This is a genomic window from Cypionkella sp. TWP1-2-1b2 (genome assembly GCF_049896245.1).
Classification (GTDB): domain Bacteria; phylum Pseudomonadota; class Alphaproteobacteria; order Rhodobacterales; family Rhodobacteraceae; genus Cypionkella.
On sequence record NZ_JAFCTX010000006.1, the window covers coordinates 127,965 to 150,821 of the forward strand.

Sequence of the window (22,857 nt, forward strand, 5' to 3'; positions counted from 1 at the left end):
CCTGTTGCACGGGGGTGCAACAGGTGTGTGCAGGGGTGCAACAGGGGGGCGGGCTAAGGTGCTGAAATCGTTTGATGTGGTTTTGGCGGTTTGGTGTGGGGTGTCGCAGGGCCACTCTGTCTGCAAGTTGAGGGAGGACCAGAATGAAAGCCTTACGTTTCCACGCCGCCAAGGATTTGCGGATTGAGGATATCGACGCTGTTCCGGCCCCCGGACCGGGGCAGGTGGTGATCCGCAACCGTTTCGTCGGCATCTGCGGCACCGATCTGCATGAATATGCTTACGGTCCGATCTTTATTCCATCCGCGCCGCATCCGTTCACCAAGGCCATGCTGCCGCAGGTTTTGTGCCATGAGTTTGGCGGTGTGGTGACCGCCGTGGGCGCGGGCGTTGCCCATGTGCAGGTCGGGGATCGGGTCTCGGTGCAACCGCTTATCATGCCGCGCGCCGGGGATTATTTCGCCGATCGCGGCTTGTTTCATCTCAGCGAAAATCTGGCACTGGCGGGGTTAAGCTGGATTTCAGGCGGCATGGCCGAGGCCGCTTTGCTGAACGATTACAACGTGGTGAAAATCCCCGATGCGATGCGTGATGAAGAAGCCGCCTTGGTCGAGCCCACCGCCGTCGCGGTTTATGCCTGTGATCGCGGGCAGGTTTCGGCGGGTCACTCGGTGCTGATCACCGGGGCCGGGCCGATTGGGATGCTGACCCTGCTGGCCGCCAAGGCCTTTGGGGCCACCAAGCTGTTTCTGTCCGATCTGAACGACACAAGGCTGGAACTGGCGCGGGGTATCCTGCCCGAAGTGATCACTCTGAACCCCAAGCGCGACGATATTGGGGCTGTGATCCGCGCGCAGACCGAAGGCGGCGTTGGCTGCGATGTGGCGCTGGAATGTGTCGGCAATGAAAAGGCGCTGCAAAGCTGCCTTGACGCTGTGCGCAAGCAGGGCACCATCGTGCAGGTTGGTTTGCATCCGGGCAATTCGGCGATCAACTGGCACAATGAAACCTTCAAGGATGTCGATATTCGCGGCTCTTGGGCCTATCCGACCCATCTTTGGCCGCGGGTGATCGACCTGATCGCAAGCGGAGCGATTCCGGCGATGAAGGTGGTGACGAAGAAAATCCGGTTGGATGAGGCCGTGACGCAGGGCTTTGACGTTTTGCTCGACCCCGTCGGAACGCAGTTGAAAATTCTGATTGATCTCGGATGACCTAACCGCCGTGCGACTGACAGGTCTGGGAGGGCCCGCGCGCGGCACTTCAATATGAAAGTAAAAGGGAGGAAACCATATGCTTGATAATACCCCTCAGGGCGCACTCGCAGCCCTAGTGGCCGATCTGAATCGCGCGCTGGTGGCGCAGGACGGTGCTGCGGTGGCCGGGTTGTTTCTGGAAACCGGCTATTGGCGCGATCTGGCCGCCTTCACTTGGAATCTGAAAACCTGCGAGGGCCGCGCGCAGATTGCGGCGATGACCAAGGCGCAACTGCCGAAAATCGCGCCGAAATCGCTGGCCCTTGACCCCGGTGAAGCGGTCAGTGACGCCGATGGAGTCACCGAAGGCTGGCTGCTGCTGGAAACCGCCAGCGGGCGCGGTCAGGGCTATATTCGGATGAAAGACGGCAAGATCTGGACGCTGCTGACCACGCTGCATGAACTCAAGGGCCATGAAGAACCGCGCAAGCTGCGCCGCCCGATGGGGGCCGAGCATGGCCATGATCCGATGCGCAAGACGTGGAAGGAAAACCGTGAGGATGAGGCCGCACGGCTGGGCTACGCCGATCAGCCCTATGTGCTGGTGATCGGCGGCGGGCAGGGCGGCATAGCTTTGGCTGCGCGGTTGCGGCAGTTGTCGGTGCCGACCATCGTGATCGACAAGAACCCCCGCCCCGGCGATCAGTGGCGCAACCGCTACAAATCGCTCTGCCTGCATGATCCGGTTTGGTATGATCATTTGCCCTATATCCCGTTCCCCGAAAATTGGCCGGTGTTCGCGCCGAAGGACAAGGTCGGCGATTGGCTGGAGATGTACACCAAGGTGATGGAGCTGAATTACTGGTCCTCTACCACCGCCACATCCGCCAGTTATAATGAGGCGAAGGGTGAATGGACCGTTACCGTGCTGCGCGACGGGAAGCAGGTTATCCTGCACCCAAAACAGCTTGTGCTTGCCACCGGGATGTCGGGCAAGGCCAATGTGCCGGTCTTTAAGGGGCAGGATGTCTTCAAAGGCGAGCAGCAACATTCCAGCCAGCACCCCGGCCCGGATGGCTATCGTGGCAAGAAGGTGGTGGTGATCGGGGCCAATAACTCGGCGCATGATATTTGTGCGGCGCTGTGGGAGAACGGCGCGGATGTGACGATGGTGCAGCGATCTTCCACCCATATCGTCAAATCCGACAGTCTGATGGATGTTTGCCTAAGCGGGCTTTATTCCGAACAGGCGGTGGCGAATGGCATCACGCATGACAAGGCCGATATGATCTTTGCCTCGGTGCCGTATGGCATCATGGCGGGCTTCCATGTGCCGCAATATGACGAGATCAAGAAGCGCGACGCGGGGTTTTATGCGGCGCTGGAAAAGGCCGGGTTCCAGTTGGATTTTGGCGATGACGAGTCCGGTTTGTTCATGAAATACCTGCGGCGGGGGTCGGGCTATTACATTGATGGGGGGGCCTGTGATCTGATCATCGACGGCTCGATCAAGCTGCAATCGGGCAAGGGTATCAGCCATCTGTCGGAAAGCGCTGTGGTGCTGGACGATGGCACCGAACTGGCCGCCGATCTGGTGGTTTATGCCACGGGGTATGGCTCGATGAACGGCTGGGCTGCCGATCTGATCAGTCAGGAAGTGGCGGATAAGGTGGGCAAATGCTGGGGGCTTGGGTCCGATACCACCAAAGACCCCGGCCCGTGGGAGGGTGAGCAGCGCAACATGTGGAAGCCGACGATGCAGCCCGGCCTGTGGTTTCACGGCGGCAACCTGCACCAATCGCGGCATTATTCGCGCTATCTCGCCTTGCAACTGAAGGCGCGTCATGTTGGCTTGGACACCTCGGTCTGGGGGCTGGAGCCGCCGCACCATCTGCGCTGAGTGTAAGCCCAACCGCCGTTTTCGGGTGACGGTTGGGTGATCCTAGCGCCCGATCCTTCTGCCGATCCAGCCCCGATCATTCAGACCGATTGCCGCAGGCAGCCCTGCACGGGCCGGATTGCGTTGCTCTAAGCTGCACCACAGATTAGGCATCGCAGGGTCAAAGGCAGGGCGGATATGACGCGGCAGGACGATCAGGCAACAGCCACAGAGCTGGCCGAGTTGATAGGCCCCGAGCGGCGCGCGCTGCGTCGGGCGGCGGTTTTGGCGGGGCTGGCGGCGCTGATCTGGCCGTTGCAAGCTGCTTTGGTGGCAGGTGCGCTGGCTGGATTGCTGACCGATGCCGCGCCGCTTTGGTCCTATGCCGCCGGATTTGCCTTATTGGGGGTGCTGCGCGCGCTTTTGAACCACTGGGCCGAGGGCATTGCCTTCACCGCAGGTCTGCGCGTCACCAGCCAGTGCCGGGCGGCGATTGTGGCGCGCGAGGCGTGCCGCAGTGACGGCCCCGCAGCAGGCATTATCGCCGCCCTCGCCGCCGAAAAGCTGGACGCGCTGTTGCCCTATGTCAGCCGCTACGCCCCGGCGCGGGCGCGGGTGATGCTGGTCCCCGCGCTGATCCTCGCGCTGGCGTTCTGGCAATCCTGGGCGGTGGGGGTGATCTTTCTGATCACCGGCCCGCTGATCCCGGTGTTCATGGCGCTGATCGGGTGGGCTGCGCAAACCGCCAGCCAGCGCCAGATGGCCGAGATCGGCAGCCTGAACGATCTGCTGGTCGAGCGCCTGCAAGCCCTGCTGGATATCCGGTTGCTGGGCGCGGGTGAGGCCGTGGCGCACAGCTTTGCCGAAGCTGCCGACCGTCTGCGTGCGCAAACCATGGCAGTGCTGCGGGTGGCGTTTTTGTCCTCGGCGGTGTTGGAGCTGTTTGCCGCCATCGGGGTTGCGATGGTGGCGGTCTATGTCGGGTTTTCGCTGTTGGGCCTGCTGGGGTTCGGCAGCTATGCCACACCTTTGACCCCCGCCGCTGGTATCTTCCTGCTGCTGCTCGCCCCCGAGTTCTACCAACCGCTGCGCGATCTGTCCGCCGCATGGCATGACCGCGCGGCGGCACTGGCGGTGGCTGTGGAATGGGACGAATGGCAGCGGCGCACCGATCCGCCGCTGCTGGGGCAGGGCGCTGCTGCGGCGCGGTTGGCCGGGCCTGCGGATATCGTCGCCACGGGGCTGAGGGTGCGGCTTGGACAGCATGTGCTGACCCTGCCGGATTTCAGCCTTGCCGCAGGCGAGACACTCGCGCTGCTCGGGCCAAGTGGTGCTGGCAAGACCACTTTGTTACGGTTGCTCGCCGGGATGCTGCAACCTGAAGCGGGGCACATCCGGGTTGCGGGCCAGCCGTTGAATGATCAGACCGCCGATAGCTGGCGCGCGGGATTGGGCTGGATGCCACAACAGCCGCATTTTCTGAACGCCAGCCTGCGGCATAACCTCAGCCTCGGGCGGTCCGGCGATCTGGCCACCGTGCTGCGGGCGGTGTCGATGCAAGATGTGATCGCAGGGCTGCCGCAGGGTCTGGCAACCCGGCTGGGCGAGGGCGGTGGTGGGCTTTCGGGCGGCGAGGCGCGCCGACTGACCCTTGCCCGCGCCCTGCACGCCCGCCCCGAAGTGCTGCTGGCCGATGAGCCGACCGCCGATCTGGATGCGCTTACCGCCGAGACCGTCACCGCAGGTCTGCTGACGCTGGCGGCTTCTGGGTGCAGCCTGATCATCGCCACCCATGACGAGGCGCTGGCCGCCCGGATGGGCCGGGTGATCCGGCTGGAGGCGCCGGTATGAAGGCCCTTTGGCAGGTGTTTTTGTGGATATGGCGCGACCAGCGCATTCCGCTGTTGCGCGGGGCTTTGCTGGGTGTGGTGGTGCTGCTGGCCGGGGTCGCCTTGCTGGGGCTATCGGGCTGGTTCATCACCGCTGCCGCTGCGGCAGGGATGGCCGGGGTTGGGGTATCGTTTGACGTGTTCCGCCCCTCGGCCTCGGTGCGCTTCCTCGCCTTAGGCCGCACCGCCGCGCGCTATGGCGAGCGGGTTTTAACGCATGACGCGACCCTGCGGGCTTTTGCCACCCTGCGGGTGCGCCTGCTGCAAAGCTATACACGCGCGCCTTATGACCGGCTGAGCCGTCTGCGTGGCCCGCAGATGCTGAACCGTCTCACCGCCGATATTGACGCGCTGGATGGTCTGCCGTTGCGGTTGATCCTGCCGCTGATCGCTGGGATCGCGACGCAACTGCTTACTTTTGCGCTGCTTTGGGCGCTGGTGGGGGTGGGCGTTGCCGCCACCTTGGCGTTGGGCTTTGTCGGTGGTGGCGCTGTGGTGCTGATCTGGGCGGGCAGGGCGGGCTTTGCGCCCTCGCGCCGCGCCGAACTGGCAGCCCAAGCCTTTCGCAGCCGCGTCATAGATCTGGTGCAAGCGCGCGGTGATCTTGCGATCTACGGCCAACTTGCGGCGCAGACCGCCGCGGTTCTGGCTGCAGACCGCCGCAGGCAAGCCGCCCGCCTTGCGCAAGACCGTGTCGAGCGGCGGGCGGGCCTTGCGCTGTCTTGCCTTGGCACCGGGCTGGCGACGGTGGCCTTGGCGTTGGGCATGGCGCTGGTGCAACGCGGCCAGCTTAGCCCCGCGCTGGCCGCGCTGGGCTTCTTTGCCGCCCTCGCTTTGTCGGAAACCGTATCCCCGCTGCGCCGTGCGGTGGCTGAACTGGGCCGGATGACCCTTGCCGCCCGCCGCGTGGTGCAGGGCCTGTCCGCGCCCGCGCTTCAAACCGGGCAAAACCACACCGCGACCACGCTGCGCTTCGAGGCCGTCAGCCACCACCGCCCCGATGCTGCCCGCCCCAGTCTGCACCCGCTCAGCTTCAGCCTGCATCCCGGCGAAACCCTCGCCCTTGTCGGCCCCAGCGGTGCGGGAAAATCCACCGCTTTGTTGCTTGCCGCAGGTCTGCTTCGCCCCAGCAGTGGCACGATCTGGCTGGGCGACCACAAACTGCCCGACTGGGATGAGACGGCCCTGCGTGCGCAACTGACCCTGATCCCGCAACGCGCCGCCCTGATGGCGGGTAGCATCCGTCAAGCGTTGAGCCTCGCCGCACCCGAGGCAGACGACCCGTCGCTGTGGGCGGCGCTGCAAGCCGTGGCTTTGGACCAAGTCATCCGTGCCAAAGGCGGCCTTGACGCCCAACTCGGGCCACGTGGCGCGGGCCTTTCCGGCGGCGAAGCCCGTCGCCTGAGCATCGCCCGGGCCCTGTTGCGCCGCCCCGCGATCCTGCTGTTGGACGAGCCGACCGAGGGGCTTGATACCGCCACCGCCCGCGACGTTCTGCACGGCATCCGCCGCTCTCTGCCCCATGCCGCGATCCTGACTGCGTCACATCGCCCTGTCGAGCTGGATTGGGCTGACATTGTGCGGATGCTGCCTTAAATTATAATCTGTGATATAGCTTAGCCCGTGCGATTGGGTGCAGGCTTGAAACAGCAAGCGATATCGGTCCCCGATCAGCAGGAGCACATCCATGGAATTCGGCATTGTTGAGCTTTCGCGGCTACAATTCGCCACCACCGCGATGTTTCACTTCCTGTTCGTGCCGCTGACCATCGGCCTGTCGATCATCGTCGCCATCATGGAAACGGTCTATGTGATGACCAATCGCCCGATCTGGCGGCAGATGACCAAGTTCTGGGGCGCATTGTTCGGCATCAACTTTGCGATTGGTGTGGCGACCGGCATCACCATGGAATTCCAGTTTGGCATGAATTGGAGCTACTATAGCCAATACGTTGGCGACATATTCGGCGCACCCCTCGCCATCGAGGGTCTGATGGCGTTCTTTCTGGAAGCCACCTTCGTCGGCCTGTTCTTCTTCGGTTGGGACAAGCTGAGCAAAGTCGCCCATCTCGCGGTGGCTTGGCTGGTTGCAATCGGCTCTAACTTCTCAGCTTTGTGGATTCTGATCGCCAATGGCTGGATGCAAGACCCGGTGGGGGCCGAATTTAACCCAATGACGATGCGGATGGAGATGACCGATTTCTGGGCCGTGCTGTTCAACGAAGTGGCGCAGGCGAAATTCGTTCATACCGTGTCGGCGGGCTATGTCACCGCCTCGGTCTTCGTGTTGGGCGTCTCGGCTTGGTATCTGCTGCGCGACCGCCATGTTGAACTCGCGCGCCGTTCCATTGCAGTGGCGGCGGCGTTTGGCCTCGCCTCGGCGTTTTCGGTCGTGCTGTTGGGCGACGAATCCGGCTACAACGCCACCCACAGCCAAAAGATGAAACTCGCGGCGATTGAGGGCATGTGGCACACCGAACCCGCCCCCGCCGCGATCACCGCCTTCGGCTTCCCGGATCAAGAGGCGCGCGAGACGCATTACGCCATCCATATCCCCTATGTGATGGGCCTGATTGGCACCCGGTCTTTGACCGCCGAAATTCCCGGCATCACGGAACTGGTGGAGCAGGCAGAGGTCCGCATTCGCTCGGGCATGATCGCCTATGAGGCGCTGCTGACCCTGCGCGCCGAGCGTGAGGCGACGCCTGCGGTGGTGAAAGATACGTTCGAGTTGCACTCTGCCGACCTCGGCTTTGCCCTGCTCCTGCGTAAATATACCGATACGCCGCATCTGGCGACCGAAGCGCAGATCAAGATGGCCGCGAATGACACCGTGCCCACCGTCTGGCCGCTGTTCTGGGCTTTCCGCATCATGGCGGGCCTTGGGTTTTTGTTCATCGGCACCATGATCTACTTCTTCTACCGCGCCTCGTTCAAGCGGATGCAATTCCCGCGCCCGGCGCTGCATATGGCGGTCTGGATGATCCCTGCACCATGGATTGCCGCCGAAATGGGCTGGTTTGTTGCCGAATTTGGCCGCCAGCCCTGGACGGTGGACGGCGTGCTGCCCACCGCGATGTCGGTCTCGGCGCTGTCGATGACCGAGGTGGCGATCACGTTGGCGGGCTTTGTGATCTTCTATTCGGTGCTGTTCGTGGTCGAGATGGGGTTGATGCTGAAATACATCCGCAAAGGCCCGTTCCTTGAGGTGGCCGAAACCGAGGCTTGGATGAAGCGCCATGAAATCCGGCTGATGGGGCGCAAAAACGCCGATGCCATCGCAATGCCAGCGGAGTAACACCATGATCTTGCATGAACTTCTCAGCTATGAAACCCTGCGCCTGACATGGTGGGTTTTGGTCGGCGTGCTGCTGATCGGCTTTGCGCTGACCGATGGCTTCGATATGGGCGTCGGGGCTTTGCTGCCCTTCGTTGCCAAAACCGACACCGAGCGCCGGGTGGCGATCAACACCATAGGCCCGGTGTGGGAGGGCAATCAGGTCTGGTTCATCGTCGGTGGTGCTGCGATTTTCGCCGCTTGGCCGCCACTTTATGCGGTTTCGTTTTCAGGGTTTTATCTGGCGATGTGGCTGGTGCTGGCGGCGCTGATCGTCCGACCCGTGGCGTTCAAATATCGCTCCAAACGCGACGATCCGCGCTGGCGGGCGCTATGGGATTGGGCATTGTTCGCGGGCGGTGCTGTGCCTGCCACGATCTTCGGCGTCGCGGTTGGCAATGTGTTGCAAGGTGTGCCGTTCCATTTTACCGACGATCTGCACGCGATCTACGAAGGCGTTTGGTACATGAAATTCCTCAGCCTTCTCAATCCTTTTGCGCTTTGTGCTGGCCTCGTCTCATTGTCTATGCTGGTGATGCATGGTGCTGCTTGGCTGACCCTGAAAGCGGAAGGCCCGGTGCAAATCCGCGCCCGTCGGATTGGGTCGTGGGCAGCACTGGTGGCGGTTGGCGGTTATATCGGCTTAGGCCTCTGGCTGGCCTACGGCTTTGACGGCTATCAGATCGCGGGCGCTTACCTCACCGACGGCCCGTCTAACCCGCTGCATTTCGAGGTGACGAAGGGCGGCAGTTGGATGCAGGCCTACGCCCTGCGGCCTTGGATCGTGATTGCCCCCGCGATGGGTGTGCTGGGCGGGCTGTTGGCGTTCCTCGGCCTGAGGGCAGGGCGCGAAATCACAACGCTGCTCGCCTCCAAAATGGCGATTTTCGGCATGATAGCCTCGGTCGGGCTGACGATGTTTCCGTTCATTCTGCCCTCATCCAGCGATCCGCGATCCTCGCTGACGGTCTGGAACGCCTCATCCTCACACCTGACTTTGTTCATCATGCTGGTGGTTACGGCGATCTTCCTGCCGCTGATCCTGATCTACACTGCGTGGGTTTACAAAGTGCTCTGGGGCAAAGTCACCGAGGCGGATGTCTCGGAAAACTCCCACGGTCTTTACTGAAAGGACAAGAATATGTGGTATTTCGCTTGGATGCTCGGCCTGCCGCTGGCCGCAATGTTCGCGGTGGTTAACGCGATGTGGCTTGAGATGCTGGAAGACAGCCGCAAAATCGGCAGCCTTGACGACGCCGAAGACTAACGCAGCCAAAGCCCTTCGCGCTTCAGCACAAACCTGATCGCCTGCTCGCGCCGGGGCAGGTCGTCACGGTCGAACAACGCCCGCACCTTGCGACCCCGGTTCTGATAAATCATCAACCGCGCGGGCTCGTGATCCCGCAGAATCCGCCGCAAATCCTTTTGCCCTGCCACATGTTCTAAAACTTCAACCACTTGGTCACTTTCCCGCGCATAAAGCAGAGGTAAAGTGCGGTAATGACAAGTCACATCGCCATCTAAACCCGCCAGCGCAGCACCCGGACGCCCGCCACCAAAGCTGTGAATGACCAAAGGCAAAGCGATCTGATCCAGCCACGGGTAAATTTCCTGACACACCAAAGCCTCTGGCCGATCATCGCGAATGGCCAGTGCATAGTCCAAAAACCGCTGCCCGAACGCCTGCGGGCTGGCATGAAAAAACCACCCGGCGTTGAAATATAGGAAGCGTTGCCAGTAATTCTGCGGCTGGCTCGGATCAATCGTATCGTCGAACTCCAAGCCAAACCGATTATACAGCGCGCGCCATGTCGCGGCCAAATCCGGCCCATACAATTCTTGCACAGGCCAAGTCCCCTCGCGCCGCATCGAGGCTGCGGGTTTGGCGAAATCAAACCCCACCGTGTCGAAATCACCCGTGATCAGCGTATCGGTGTCCAGAAACAAGAACGGCTGATCCGGCAGTGCCGCCAATGCCTCAATCTTATTGCCATGCGGATAGCTTTGCCCGAAATGTACCGCCTCAAACGGCACAAACTCCGCGCCGAGGTCCAGCAACATCCCCCGCACCGCTGCATCGCTGACAGCAACAGATTTCGGCCAAGCCCCGCCCTGCTGCGGTTCGGCCAAGTAAAGCTTGCCCGCAAAATCCGCGTTGGTCGCCCGCAACGACGCCGCCAGCAACAAAGCCTCATACTGAAGCCGCCCTGCCTGCACCACCGCGACGATATTGAACGCTTGCCGCGCGGGCTTGGGATCGGTCATGTTTCTCTCGCGGGGATGGGCCCCCGTGCTGCTGCTGTTGGCGCGACATTAGGCGCGATTGCAGGGCAGCAAAAGCAAAAGGAGGTTCAGATGCGTAGGAATTCCCTGATTGTTGCCGTCATCGCGACAATTCCCGCCGTCGCCGTCGCGACAATTCCCGCCGTCGCCGTCGCGACAATTCCCGCCGTCGCCGTCGCGACAATCCCCGCTACGGCCCGCGCCGAAAACTTCACCACCGCCGCCGAGATCAAACCGATCCTCGACGCCACCCGCGCCAACTGGATCGCGGTGCGCGCATTTGACGGCAAGGATCTGCTCTACTTCACCCAGCTTCTGTCATGGCGCTGTGGCTTAAGCGAAATCCGCTACGGATTGAACGGCGCCGCCCCCGACAAGGTCTGGCCGATGGAGCCCTGCTATGACGCCGAGCCGCAACCCAACGCGCTGAAGCTGGAGGGCGCAGAGATTTACCTCACCGCAGCGCTGGGCTCGATCCAGACCATCACGATCAGCGTGACCTATGATGATGGCACCGAAGCCCATGCAGATTTCAACCGAGCCGCCGTGATGACGCCCTGATTTCATCTTGGCAAAAATACTCCCGCCGGAGGCATCCGCGATATCGGGCGGAGCCTCCGGCGGGAGTATTTACCCCAATGTGAAATTAACGCGCAGGCGTGAACCGCAGTGACAGGCAAGACATCCCACCATCCAGCTTGGCACATTCGCTGTTGCCAATCTCGCGCACAGCATAGCCCGCCTGCTCCAACGTCGCGCGGGTTTTTGCAAAGCCAGCGGGCATGATCACCAGATCGTTGAAGCGGATCGAATTGGCGCAAGCCTCCTCGCCCTCGGTGACATGGATCACCTTATAGCCGTCAAAACAGCCCGAGTCCGCCAGCCGTTTGGTCGACAGGATCGTCTCGGCACCCAGCAGCGAGCAATCGGTTTTGAAGTGCAAAACCCCCGGCGGCGTGAACACCTCGCGCACGCTATAGCCCCAATCCGCCACCAACCGCCTCAGTTCCGCCACCCCCGCGGCATTGGTGCGCGCTGAGCGGCCGACCAGAATCTCGGTCTCGGTGGTCAGAATATCGCCGCCCTCAATGAAGCTGTCAGCGCCCTCAATCCGCAACACTTGGCCGTAAAGCGCCTGCAAATGCGGTGCCATTTCCGCCGCTTCGCCCAGACGCGAGGGCGCACCGGGCCGCATCACCACAGCGCCTTTCGGCAGGCACAACGCGGTATCCTCGACAAACACCGAATCCGGGAAAGCCTCCAGCGCGGCCAATTCGACGACTTCCGCCCCGGTCGAGATCAGCGCCGCGATATAATCCGCGTGATGCGCCTGCATCAGCGCCAGATCTGGTGTGCCGGTATCCACCGCGCGCAAGCCCGCGATGATGCTGGCCGAGGGTCTGCGCGTGATGGCATGGCTGAACGTGTAAGACTGCATGAAAGACTCCTGATCCGAATTTGCGCGACACTAAGGCAAACTTCGCGCCCACGCAAATCCAAGCGCGGCAGCCCGCAGCCAAAACCGACGAGCCAAAGCTTAAGCCTTTCCTGTGTCAGTATATTCCAGAAACAGGTTGGGCGATCACCCCCCCGTGTTTGGCGCTGATACATCCTGTGTGTGTATAAGCCCCCGATCCTCTCTGCAAAGCAGTCCGCAGTGCCGCAGCGCGGGCGATGGCACTGGGCGGTCTGTTATTGCGCGCTGCGCGATCTCGCCATCGGGCCGGATCTACAGCGGGATGTCTGGCGCAGCGCGGTAAACCAATCTGCGCGACCTGACCCGGTCTGCTTGCGGAACCGCGCATTCAGCGAGTCCAAATCAAGATCAGCTGCCGCGCCGGGCTGCAGCCGGATCACCACCTGACACCGATCGCTGTTTGGCAACGGTTCCGGTCATTGTCCAAGCTGCCATTGTTGGTGCGAAGGTTTGAGGCGGCGCGGGCTGCGGTCCAGTCTGTAAGCCGTGGAGTAATCTGGGATGGTGCGGCGGTCATTGCAGAGCCTCGATCCGATCAGGCAAGCCAGAGACTTGGGCGAGGTCATGCTCAGCGCGAGTCGAGTTGACCCATTTGCCGATTGCGATGGCTGTTGCTGTCTACGAAAGGCACCTCTGCCAGCAGATCAATGGCGCGGCGCGGAAGGTCGCAAACTTCAAGCGTAGCCATTCCGGATCACAGATCAGCGCGGGGCCCATGTCCGACGGGACAAGTTCGGCAACCTTCCTGCTGGCGAAGAGTATCTGCATTTAATCCTCCAAAAATGGCAAGATGGACGGCGGGGTGCCGGAAGCCTTTTCTGGGATGGCATTGGCCAGTCCTGGAATGATCGCAAGATGCCGGACAATCATCAGGACTGGACCAAGGCGCGCTGTAGACTTACCAGTTTCAAGATCAATGAGATACCGCCTCCCCATCCCGGTTGAGAGAACAACATCTTTCTGCCGCAGGCCCATCACCTACGCCGATTGCGGATCATCAGTCCGAAAGCCTGTGCTTCCGCCGCACCTGCCGTTCGCGCTTTTAGCTTAAGTCCGTCTCGTGCGTCCGCAGGATTTTCCCGCACGGTATTCCGCGACACCTGCAGGCCCCGCACGATCTTCTTGACCGACCAGCCCTGAACGTAGAAGGCCCGCCGAACCCGTGCGATCGTATGCACTCGCTTCATCCCTGCATCCGTTCGCGGCCCGGCAAAGAACGGTCTGACAGAACATCAGGGGGGCAAAATTGCACGCCGAAACACACGGCAGGGAATACATGCTACATTCTTGATCATGACGACTGCGTCAGGCGGAAAGCCGTCATTCGCGTGCTATTTTCCAGCCTTCGGGTTTGGCCAGGCAACATGCGGTGGGGCTGTCATCATGCTGTTTGCGCAAAAAATCTGCTTCGGTTGTGCCAGTTGCAGAAGTCTATGCTGATATTTTTTTACCCTCCAGCATCCAGATCGACGCGGGCCATGCGACCGGCAGCAGGATGCCCTGCGCCATCAATGCGCCGCCGCTCAGGCGCAGCACGCCGGTTGCCAAAGCGCATCTTGCGCGCGATTGCGGCGGCGCATCTTCCGGGTTGAGCAGGCGGATTTCGTAGTGCGCTGTCGGGTCAAGCCCTGTCAGGCGTAGGGCTTTTGGCAGAATCTGCCGGCTCATCTCGATCTGCGCAGAGGTTAGCACAAAGCGCGCCCCGTCTTCGGCGAGTTGCATTTCGGCGATCACGGCGGGGTCTGCGCTGTCAAGCCGCAAGGTCGCGGCCTGCATCAGCCAATCGCGGTTGGATTTCCACCAGGCGGTGACGCGGCCCAATATCTGCGCCTCGTCTGCATCCAGCGCGCGCAGGTCCATCTCGAAGCCAAAGTGACGGGTGGCGGCCACCCAGGCGCGCAGCGACATCGCATGCACGCGGCCTGTGGTATGTGATTTGCGCGCGCCGACATGGCTGCCGACAAGGCAAGACGGCAAAAACAGTGCGGCGTCGTGCTGGATGCGCAGCCGCTCGATTGGATCGAGGCAATCAGACAGCCAGACGCGATGGGTGTGTGCCAGTATGCCTGCGTCGATCCGCCCGCCGCCCGAGGCGCAGCTTTCAAGTTCGACCAGCGGATGTGCGGCGCGCAGGCGGGCCATCAGGGCATAGATGCCACGGCTTTGCGCTGCGTCCACCACCGGCAGAAGGCGGTTGTGATCCCATTTCAGATAGTCGATCGGGTATTCGTGCAGCAGCGCAGACAGCACCGCAAACAGGTGATCTTGAACCGCCTGTATCCCAAGGTTCAGCACCAGTTGATTGCGCCCTGTGGTCTGATCGGCGCGCCCCAGCACCCAATCGGGGTGGGCGCGGTAAAGGTCGCTGTTGGCGTTGATCATCTCGGGTTCGACCCACAGACCAAAGGTCATGTTCAGATCGTGGATGTGGCGGATCAGCGGATGCAGGCCCTGCGGCCATTTGCGCAGGTCCACCGTCCAATCGCCAAGGCTGGAGGTGTCATTGTCGCGCCGCCCGAACCAACCATCGTCGAGCACGAAACGCTCTGCCCCCAAGGCGGCTGCACGGCTGGCGATGTCGGAGAGGGTGGCAAGGTCGTGGTCGAAATACACCGCCTCCCAGCAGTTGTAATGCACCGGGCGCGGGCGGGCCGGGTCGGGCCATGTCACCACGCGATTGCGCATGTCGCGCTGAAACACCCGGCCGATGCCGTTCAGCCCGCTGTCTGACACCACGGCCAGCAGTTCTGCCGATTGGAAGCTGGTCGAGGCTTCCAATTCGGCCCCCCATGCGTGACCAAACTGCACCTGACGCCGCCCGTCTGGCAGCTCTTCGGCCACCATGCGATGCCCGCCTGACCAAGCGTAGTGCAGCGCGCGCACGGTGCCTGCGGTGTTGGTGCAGCCGGGTTCGGGGAACAGGGCGTAGGGCGGATGTTCCTGGCCCGAGCGGCCTGTGCGAGCCTCGCGCAGGCGGGCACCGACTGACCAAGGCTGGCGCTGTAGCTGAAACTCGCCCAGCCATTTGCCTGCCACGTCGATCATCTCGGTGCCTAAGGCGGCGATGGGAAGCACGGGCGCTGCCAGCCAATGCAGACGCACCGGGCGATCCGCGTGCAGGGCGGTCGTCATCGCGATGACGCCCGTGGTATGGGTGCGGAAGCTGTGGGTCAGGCGCAGGCCATCCGCGGCGCTGTGCAGCGTCAGGCTGTCTGGGGCAATCTCGGCACGTTCAAACTGAAAGCGCGGGGTGATCTGGCGGCCATCCACGTCGCTGACCGCCATGCCGGGCTGGCCCTGCCAGTCGGACCCCGGCAGCGGGCAGAGCGACAGATCGGGCAAGCGGTCGAGCATCCCACCGGTCAGATCGGACACCTGCGACAGCGCAACGGCGGCCAGATCTTCGGATAAGGGCAGCGGCGGGCCCCAATAGACCACCTGAGGCACAGCGCCTGTGCTTGCCAGCACAAGGGTTTGCTGGGCGGTATCCAGACGCCATTGCGGCATGGCTTAGACCTCTTTCGGTTCGGTTGTGGCTTTGGCGACGGTGACGCTGTGCGGTGGCATCTGAGGACCGCCCAGCAGGCAATCAAAGCCATCGGGCAGGGTCCATGCCTGAGGGCCGTAATTGGTGAAAAACCACAGATCACCGCGACGGCGCAGGCGGATATGTTCGGGCAGTGCCATGGTTTGCAGGCCTGCGTTTTGGCAGACCAGATCCATCACCGACCCCAGCAACGCCTGATCCGGCCAGCATAGCAAATGCAAAGCGCGGCCATGTTGCGTCAAAGCCGGGCCGCCATCGTCAAAGCGAGCCAGCACCTGAGCCTGACTTTTGGCATGGTCGCGCCAGCGGATGGCATTGCCTTGCACCGCTCCGCCGACCGTGTGCGACAGGCCGGGGCGCAGCGAGGCGACCTCAATCACGCGGTTCTGCGTCAGGGCGTGCAGCGGACCGGGGGGCAAGTCGTGCGGCACGGCAAAGTTGCGGGTCCGTGAACCTGCGCGCGGGCCGATCAGTACCACGCCTTGTGCCGCTTCCAACGCCGCCTGTGCGGCATCAGTCACATGGATCATCGTCGGCACGATCACCGCCGCATAGCCGTCCAAGGCTGCGCCGGGGCGGACCACATCGACATCCAGCCCGCGACGGCGCAGGGCCTCATACCAGCGGAAGGCCAGTTCTTCATAGCGGAAGTCGCGGCCCTGCGGCTGCACCATCGTTGCCCAATAGCTGGCATAGTCGAACACGATGGCCACCGGGGCCTGCTGCACGGCGGGCAGCGGGCCAAGTTGGGCAATCTCTGTCGCAACTTGGCCTGCCTCAAGGCCACCGGGCGATAATTTGTCCACCCCCGGCAGGTTCAGGCCGGCGTGATGTTGCTCTTGCGCGAACGGGGCCTGACGCCAACGGAAATAGCTGACCACCTCGGCGCCATGCGCCATGGCTTCCCATGTCCACAGCCGCACCATGCCGGGCTTGGGCACCGGGTTCCAGGCGGCCCAGTTCACCGGGCCGGGTTGTTGTTCCATCACCCAGAACCGACCGCGCCCGACGCCGCGATACAGATCATGGTGCCATGGCGCGATATCGGGATGCGAGGTTTCCGCCCAGCGGTTGCGCTCGGCCTCTGAGAACGGGAATTTTTCAACAAAGCCAATCGGGTAGCTGTCCCATGAGGCCAGATCAAGGTGGTCGGCCACCGCGAAATGGTCGAAATCCGACACGAAACCCATGAAGTTATGCGTGATCCAGCGGCCCGGCGACTGGGCGCGGATGATGTCGCATTGCATCAGATCATAGGCTGCGACCTGTTCGGAATGAAACCGCCAGAAATCCATCCGATGCGCCGGGTTGGCTTCGGTGACGGTCAGGTTCGGCAGGCTGACTTGCGCGAAATCGGCGACCTCCATCGACCAGAACACCGCGCCCCAAGCCTCGTTCAACTGATCGCAGGATTGATAGCGACGGCGCAGCCAGTCACGGAACGCCCGCAGATCTTCTGGCCCCCAAGACAATGTGGTGTCGTGGCAGCCATATTCATTGTCGGTCTGCCAGCCGACCAGACCGGGATGATCGCCGTAACGCTTGGCAATGGCGGTGACAATCCGCGCGCTTTCATACCACCATGTTTTTGATGACATCGTGTAATGCCTGCGCGAGCCAAAGCCGCGCACCCGACCCTGTTCATCATAGGGCAGAATTTCAGGACATGCATCGACCAGCCATTTCGGCGGGGTGGCGGTGGGGGTGCCCAGCACGATCTTCAGCCCTGCGGCGTGCAGCACATCCATGGCGCGGTCCAGCCAGCCAAAGTTGAACTGATCCCGCGCAGGCTCGATCCGCGACCACGCAAATTCACCGATGCGGACGTAAGCGATGCCCAATTCCCGCATTCGGCGTGCATCGGTGGCCCAGCGGCTTTCATCCCACTGTTCGGGATAATAACAAACTCCCAGCATCAGCGCGTCAGATCCCCATTCAGCACGGCATTGCCGCCCGCGTCGAACAAATGGCAGGCGCGGGCCGGAAAGCCGATCTGCATGCTGTCACCGGGGCGCTCCGGGGCCAGACCATCGGCCTTGACCGCGATTTCGGTGCCATCAGCAAGGCCCACGAAGAACAAGGTCTCCGACCCCAGATGTTCGGCCAGATGCACCTTTGCGGGCAACACCGCGTCGCCTGCACCGGTGGCGCTGGCATGTTCGGGGCGCAGGCCCAGCGTCATCTTGCCCGCCGACGCCAACGAACCCGCCAGTTGCAACACAGCCCCGCCGGGCAATGTCACTTCGATGCCACCGTCATGGGGGCGGGCATCAACCGCGATAAAGTTCATCTTCGGGCTGCCGATAAAGCCCGCAACGAACAGGTTTTTCGGGCGGTGATACAGCTCTAGCGGGCTGCCGACCTGTTCAATGCGACCCGCCGACAGCACCACGATCTTGTCGGCCATCGTCATCGCTTCGACCTGATCATGCGTCACATAGATCATCGTCGCACCCAGATCCTGATGCAGCCGCGAGATTTCGCCGCGCATCTGCACCCGCAACGACGCATCAAGGTTCGACAAAGGCTCGTCGAACAGGAACACTTCGGGGTTGCGCACAATCGCGCGGCCAATCGCCACCCGTTGCCGCTGCCCGCCCGAAAGCTGGCCCGGTTTGCGCGCCAGCAAAGGTTCAAGTTGCAGCATCTTGGCCGCCGCCGCCGTGCGCTTGGTAATCTCGGCCTTGTCATGGCCGGTCATCCGCAGGCCAAAACCGATGTTCTCGCCCACCGTCATATGCGGATAAAGCGCGTAGCTTTGGAACACCATTGCCACACCACGATCTGACGGGCCGACTTGGGTCATATCGCGCCCACCGATGCGCAGCGCACCTTGCGAGATATCCTCCAGCCCCGCGATCATCCGCAGCAAGGTGGATTTGCCGCAGCCCGAGGGGCCAACAAACACGCAGAACTCGCCGTCTTTGATCTCTAGGTCGATGCCCTTGATGATGCTGATCGCACCAAAGTCTTTTTTGACGTTGCTTAGGCTTACTTCGGCCATGACAGGCTCCTTTTCATCAGCCCTTGGTCGCGCCAAGGGTCAGTCCGGCAATGAAATGCCGCTGCATCAGGAAAAACATCAGCACGGGGGGCAGGGCTGCTACTATGGACCCGGCAGATACCAGATGCCACGCCGCCACCCATTGCCCGTTCAGCGCATAAAGTCCTGCCGTGACGGGCATCGCGTGTTGGCCCTGCACCAGAACCGTGGCCCAGAAGTAGTCGTTCCACACGAAGGTAAACACCAGCACCGACAGCGCCGCGATGGCAGGGCGCATCAAGGGCAGCACAATATGGCGGAAAATCTGCCATTCGCTGACGCCTTCAACCCGCGCGCTTTCGATCAACGCAAATGGCATACCCTTGATGAAATTGCGCATGAACAGAGTGCAAAATCCGGTCTGGAACGCCACATGAAACAGCACCAGCCCCAGCGTCGTGTCGTACAATCCGGCCTTAAGGGTCAGCTCACGCACCGGCACCATCAGGATCTGGAACGGGATGAAGTTGCCTGCCACAAAGGCAAAGAACACCCACAGATTGGCGCGAAAGCCGTACACCGCCAGTGCAAATCCGGTCAGGCACGACAGACCCACCGCGCCGATCACCGTCGGGATCGTGACCTTGAACGAGTTCAGGATATACCAGCCAATCGGGCTGTCGCGAAACACCGAAGCGTAGTTTTCAAAGGCGATCGACGAGGGCATGCCAAAGTAGTTGCCCGCCGCCAGATCAGAGGCAGGCCGCAGCGATGTCACTGCAACCCCGATCAGCGGAAACAGCCAGATCACCAAAGCGATGGGCAAAGCGATCTTATAGGCAAGCCGGGCAGGGGCCGAGGCTTTCTGGATCGGGGTCGGAAACATCAGCGGTTCCTTTCCTGTGCGATCATCCGCACGATGAACAGCGTGATGAACACCATCATGATCAGGAACAGCACCACCGCGATGGCGGCCCCGTAGCCCATGCGATAGCCGTATTCGGACAAAGCTTGTTCATACATGAAGTAAGACAGCACCTGACTGGAGCCATAAGGCCCGCCCGCCGTCATGATCGACACCAGATCAAAGCTGCGCAAGGCACCGATCACCGTGACGACCATGGCGATGAAGGTCGCGGGTGCCAGTTGCGGCAAGATCACATGGCGCAGCAAGCGCCAGCCACGGGCATTGTCCATCCGGGCGGCTTCGATCTGCTCAAAGTTCAGATTGTTCAGCCCGGTCAGATACAGGATCATGCAATAGGCCGTTTGCGGCCAAAGCCCAGCGGCGATGATGCCATAGGTGACGTAGCGCTCATCCGCCAGAATGGCCACTTCGCTGCCGGTCAGCCATTTGATCAGTTGCGAAAACAGGCCGAAATCGGGGGCATAGAACCAGGTGAACATCAAGCCGACAACGACCTGGCTGATCACAAATGGGAAGAAGAACAACGACTTGTACAGCCGGATGCCCCAGACGTTCTGGTTCAGAAACAAGGCAGCCGCCAGTCCCATCGGGATCGCCAGCAAATAAAGCCCAAGCCATAGCAGGTTGTTTTTCAGAGCGACATAGAAGGTGTCATCGTCCAGCAACTCGACATAGTTGGCCAGACCGACCCAAGTTTTCGGACCCAGACCGTCCCAGTCCTGAAAGCTGATCCAGATGGATTGCACAATCGGGATCAACACATAAATCAGGGACATCACCGCGCCCGGTGCCAGAAAGACATAGGGTGCGATTTTCATCTGGTTCCGTTTCCAGAACCCGGCAGGCTGGGGATCGTGGGGCATATCGACCTCGTGAATAAAGCGGGTCGGGGCCGCCCGAAGGCGACCCCGCAGTCGGGGGAGGAGTCCGACCTATTTGTAGACTTTGGCGCGGATTTTTTCGAGCCGCTCAAGAATGCGGTCAAGATCGTCAGGCTTGACCATGAATTCCTGGAAGCCCTCCATCCCTGCCTTAGCCATTTCAGCAGGTGCATCACGGTCATAGAACTGTGCCAATGCATGTGCATTCGACAGCATGGTGAAGCCTGCCTCAAGGAAGGTGTCGGTGGGTTTTGCCGATTGGTTGTTGACCGGCAACTGGCCCAGTGTCGCGTTCATCTTGGATTGTGCTTCGGGCGAGGCCAGATAGGCCAGGAACACCTTGGCATCTTCCTTGTTCTTCGCCCCTGCCGGGATGTGGAACGTGTCGGTCGGCGCATCTTCCGACATCGGAATGCCTGCGGTGATTTCCGGGAACTGCATGAAGCCGATCTGGTCTTCGGTCAGCCCGCCGTCTTTCATCGTGGCCACAGCAAAGTTGCCCATCAGATACATCGCAGCCTTGCCCTGCACCATTTGCGGGATGGCATCCTGCCAATCAATCGCGGCGTGGTTTTCGATGAAATAGCCCGGCTTGACCAACTCGGCCCATTTCTCAAACACGGCTTTGACGCGCGGATCGGTGTAGGGGATCTTGCCAGCCGTCAAATCCATGTGGAATTCATAGCCGTTCACGCGCAGGTCGAGATAGTCAAACCAGCCCGCGGTTGGCCACAAAGCCTTGGTGCCAATGGCGAAAGGCGTGATGCCTGCGGCTTTCAGCTTTTCGCTGGCAGCCAGCAGTTCGGCCCAGTTTTTCGGCGGCGTGATGGCGTTTTGTTCAAACAGGTCTTTGCGGTAGTAGATGCCCCACTGGTAGTAGGTGTAGGGAACGCCCCACTTTTTGCCATCAATGGTCATCGACGAGGCCGCCGATTTCAGCTGATCATCCAGACCGTTGGCGGCCCAAACGTCGCTGACATCCTCAAACAGCCCCGCTTTAACAAACGGCTCCATCCGGTTGCCCGCATACCAAGCGGCCACATCCGGCGGATCGGCTGTCAGAAAGTTGCGGATCGCGGCTTTATAGCCTTCGTGATCGAAATTGTTCCATTTCACGGTGATGTCAGGATATTTCACCTGAAAATCAGCGATCAATTCTTCCATCGCCTTTTTCGGCGTCGGGTCTGATTGGTCCGAGTTGATCACAATCTCGCCTGCGAAGGCGGCGGTGCCCATCAGAAATGCGCTAAGCGCCAGCCCGGTAAGGGCTTTGGTGAGTGTCATGGTTTCCTCCCTGAAACCGAAATTCGGTTTTGTCCCAGAAATCTCTCATCCTTGAGAGTATCTGGTTGCGGTTGAGTTTGGCATCAAATGCAGTAAACTCTACCGACATGCCGTGTAATACTTCCGGGATTCTAAGGTGCCTCTGCAATTACAAACCCCAAATTTGGCCAGCGCGCGCGACGAGTCGACGCCCGCGCATCCCGAGTATGACCCGCGCCATCCGCTTGTGGTGTTTGGCGACCATCGGTTTTGTGCCGGTGAATCGCTTGACGTTCAGCGCATGGCGGGCCCGCATATGCACAGTCAGATCGAGCTGAATTTCGTGCTGGAAGGCGAGATGACCTATTGGTTTGACGGCCGGGAACTGACTGTGGATGCCGGGCGGTTGTGCCTGTTTTGGGGCATGGTGCCGCATCAGGTGATCGCGCGCGCCGAGCCTACGCGGTTTGTCTGCCTGTATGTGCCGATGTCGGTGTTTTTGGGGCTGGCGTCGCTCAGCCAGTTTCGCGATGCGGTGTTTCGCGGCGCGGTGATCGAGGCGATGCATCTCACCGCTTGGGACCGCGATATTTTCATGCGGTGGCGCGCAGAATTGCTTTCGGGCGATGCCAGCCTGACCGAGATCATCCGAAATGAGTTGACCGCCCGTGTTCTGCGCATCGAGCGTGACGGTTGGCGCGATCTGCGCGAGGAAGGCTCGGCGATTGCCAGCCTGGCCCCGCATGGTGCAGAGCGGATCGAGCATGTGGAACGTATGCTGCGGTTCGTGGCTGAACATGCACTTGGCGATGTACGGGCCGAAGCGGTGGCGGCCAGCAGTGGCCTGCACCCCAATTACGCCATGTCGCTTTTCAAGCGCTCGGTCGGGCAAAGCATAACCCAAGCCATCACCCGCCACCGGTTGGACACGGCGCAATCGCTGTTGATCTCGACGGATAAATCCATCACCGAAATCGTCTACGAGTCCGGCTTTGGCTCTATCTCGCGGTTTTATGAGGCTTTTTCCGACAGGTTTGGCGAACGCCCAAAAAAGTTCCGCCAAAGACTACGTGCGAAAGCCGTGCTTTCTTCCTGAGTCAGAATACGTTGATCTTGCAGGTACGGCGTGATTCAGCCTCGGCCAAGAGACTGGACAATAAGCAAGCTTTTCTGGCTGGCGGACGCGCAGATTAT

At 61.2% G+C, this 22,857-nt stretch carries 19 protein-coding genes; 9 read left to right on the plus strand and 10 right to left on the minus strand.

Going from position 1 to position 22,857, the window contains the following annotated elements; all coding sequences use genetic code 11:
* The first annotated feature begins 143 nt into the window (after positions 1–143).
* From ACP7AP_RS05675 to cydX, 7 genes are all read left to right on the plus strand, one after another.
* A complete protein-coding gene (locus tag ACP7AP_RS05675; RefSeq protein ID WP_426033101.1) occupies positions 144–1,214 on the plus strand; it encodes a 2,3-butanediol dehydrogenase in 1,071 nt (356 codons plus the stop codon).
* Positions 1,215–1,293: 79 nt separating this feature from the next.
* Complete coding sequence (locus tag ACP7AP_RS05680) at positions 1,294–3,096, plus strand: NAD(P)-binding domain-containing protein (RefSeq protein ID WP_426033103.1); 1,803 nt, start codon at positions 1,294–1,296, stop codon at positions 3,094–3,096.
* A gap of 177 nt (positions 3,097–3,273) precedes the next feature.
* The gene (cydD, locus tag ACP7AP_RS05685) at positions 3,274–4,926 is read left to right on the plus strand and encodes a thiol reductant ABC exporter subunit CydD (protein WP_426033105.1); all 1,653 of its coding nucleotides are present in this window, start codon (positions 3,274–3,276) and stop codon (positions 4,924–4,926) included.
* The gene (gene cydC, locus ACP7AP_RS05690) at positions 4,923–6,560 is read left to right on the plus strand and encodes a thiol reductant ABC exporter subunit CydC (RefSeq protein ID WP_426033107.1); all 1,638 of its coding nucleotides are present in this window, start codon (positions 4,923–4,925) and stop codon (positions 6,558–6,560) included. Before cydD ends, cydC begins: the two co-directional genes overlap by 4 nt.
* 91 nt (positions 6,561–6,651) lie before the next feature.
* The gene (locus tag ACP7AP_RS05695) at positions 6,652–8,262 is read left to right on the plus strand and encodes a cytochrome ubiquinol oxidase subunit I (RefSeq protein ID WP_426033109.1); all 1,611 of its coding nucleotides are present in this window, start codon (positions 6,652–6,654) and stop codon (positions 8,260–8,262) included.
* Positions 8,263–8,266: 4 nt separating this feature from the next.
* On the plus strand, positions 8,267–9,430 hold the full coding sequence (cydB, locus tag ACP7AP_RS05700) for a cytochrome d ubiquinol oxidase subunit II (RefSeq protein WP_426033111.1): 1,164 nt from the start codon (positions 8,267–8,269) through the stop codon (positions 9,428–9,430).
* A 12-nt stretch (positions 9,431–9,442) separates the two neighbouring features.
* A complete protein-coding gene (gene cydX / locus ACP7AP_RS05705) occupies positions 9,443–9,568 on the plus strand; it encodes a cytochrome bd-I oxidase subunit CydX (RefSeq protein ID WP_426033113.1) in 126 nt (41 codons plus the stop codon).
* Here the strand turns inward: cydX and ACP7AP_RS05710 are convergent.
* Positions 9,565–10,566: a hypothetical protein gene (locus tag ACP7AP_RS05710; protein WP_426033115.1), complete on the minus strand. Its 1,002-nt coding sequence runs from the start codon at positions 10,564–10,566 to the stop codon at positions 9,565–9,567. The two genes, cydX and ACP7AP_RS05710, sit on opposite strands and share 4 nt — an antisense overlap.
* Positions 10,567–10,656: 90 nt before the next feature.
* Here ACP7AP_RS05710 and ACP7AP_RS05715 point away from each other — a divergent pair, with 90 nt between their 5' ends.
* The gene (locus ACP7AP_RS05715; RefSeq protein ID WP_426033117.1) at positions 10,657–11,145 is read left to right on the plus strand and encodes a hypothetical protein; all 489 of its coding nucleotides are present in this window, start codon (positions 10,657–10,659) and stop codon (positions 11,143–11,145) included.
* Positions 11,146–11,230: 85 nt separating this feature from the next.
* Here ACP7AP_RS05715 and ACP7AP_RS05720 read toward each other — a convergent pair whose 3' ends face one another.
* From ACP7AP_RS05720 to ACP7AP_RS05760, 9 genes are all read right to left on the minus strand, one after another.
* The gene (locus ACP7AP_RS05720; protein ID WP_426033119.1) at positions 11,231–12,022 is read right to left on the minus strand and encodes a dimethylarginine dimethylaminohydrolase family protein; all 792 of its coding nucleotides are present in this window, start codon (positions 12,020–12,022) and stop codon (positions 11,231–11,233) included.
* A gap of 807 nt (positions 12,023–12,829) precedes the next feature.
* A complete protein-coding gene (locus ACP7AP_RS05725; RefSeq protein WP_426033121.1) occupies positions 12,830–13,036 on the minus strand; it encodes a hypothetical protein in 207 nt (68 codons plus the stop codon).
* On the minus strand, positions 13,036–13,248 hold the full coding sequence (locus tag ACP7AP_RS05730) for a terminase gpP N-terminus-related DNA-binding protein (RefSeq protein ID WP_426033123.1): 213 nt from the start codon (positions 13,246–13,248) through the stop codon (positions 13,036–13,038). The genes ACP7AP_RS05725 and ACP7AP_RS05730 overlap by 1 nt, the downstream gene beginning before the upstream one ends.
* 244 nt (positions 13,249–13,492) lie before the next feature.
* A complete protein-coding gene (locus tag ACP7AP_RS05735; RefSeq protein WP_426033125.1) occupies positions 13,493–15,568 on the minus strand; it encodes an alpha-galactosidase in 2,076 nt (691 codons plus the stop codon).
* Between the two features lie 3 nt (positions 15,569–15,571).
* On the minus strand, positions 15,572–17,524 hold the full coding sequence (locus tag ACP7AP_RS05740; RefSeq protein ID WP_426033127.1) for a beta-galactosidase: 1,953 nt from the start codon (positions 17,522–17,524) through the stop codon (positions 15,572–15,574).
* Positions 17,524–18,612 carry an ABC transporter ATP-binding protein gene (locus ACP7AP_RS05745; protein ID WP_426033129.1) on the minus strand — a complete coding sequence of 363 codons (1,089 nt, stop codon included), beginning with the start codon at positions 18,610–18,612 and terminating at the stop codon, positions 17,524–17,526. Before ACP7AP_RS05745 ends, ACP7AP_RS05740 begins: the two co-directional genes overlap by 1 nt.
* Before the next feature lie 16 nt (positions 18,613–18,628).
* Positions 18,629–19,477 (minus strand): carbohydrate ABC transporter permease, encoded by an 849-nt coding sequence (locus ACP7AP_RS05750; RefSeq protein WP_426033131.1) that lies wholly within the window; start codon positions 19,475–19,477, stop codon positions 18,629–18,631.
* Positions 19,477–20,382, minus strand: a complete 906-nt coding sequence (locus ACP7AP_RS05755; RefSeq protein ID WP_426033133.1) for a carbohydrate ABC transporter permease — start codon at positions 20,380–20,382, stop codon at positions 19,477–19,479. The genes ACP7AP_RS05750 and ACP7AP_RS05755 overlap by 1 nt, the downstream gene beginning before the upstream one ends.
* Positions 20,383–20,451: 69 nt before the next feature.
* On the minus strand, positions 20,452–21,684 hold the full coding sequence (locus ACP7AP_RS05760; protein WP_426033135.1) for an ABC transporter substrate-binding protein: 1,233 nt from the start codon (positions 21,682–21,684) through the stop codon (positions 20,452–20,454).
* Positions 21,685–21,820: 136 nt separating this feature from the next.
* Here ACP7AP_RS05760 and ACP7AP_RS05765 point away from each other — a divergent pair, with 136 nt between their 5' ends.
* On the plus strand, positions 21,821–22,759 hold the full coding sequence (locus tag ACP7AP_RS05765) for a helix-turn-helix domain-containing protein (protein WP_426033137.1): 939 nt from the start codon (positions 21,821–21,823) through the stop codon (positions 22,757–22,759).
* Positions 22,760–22,857 lie beyond the last annotated feature (98 nt).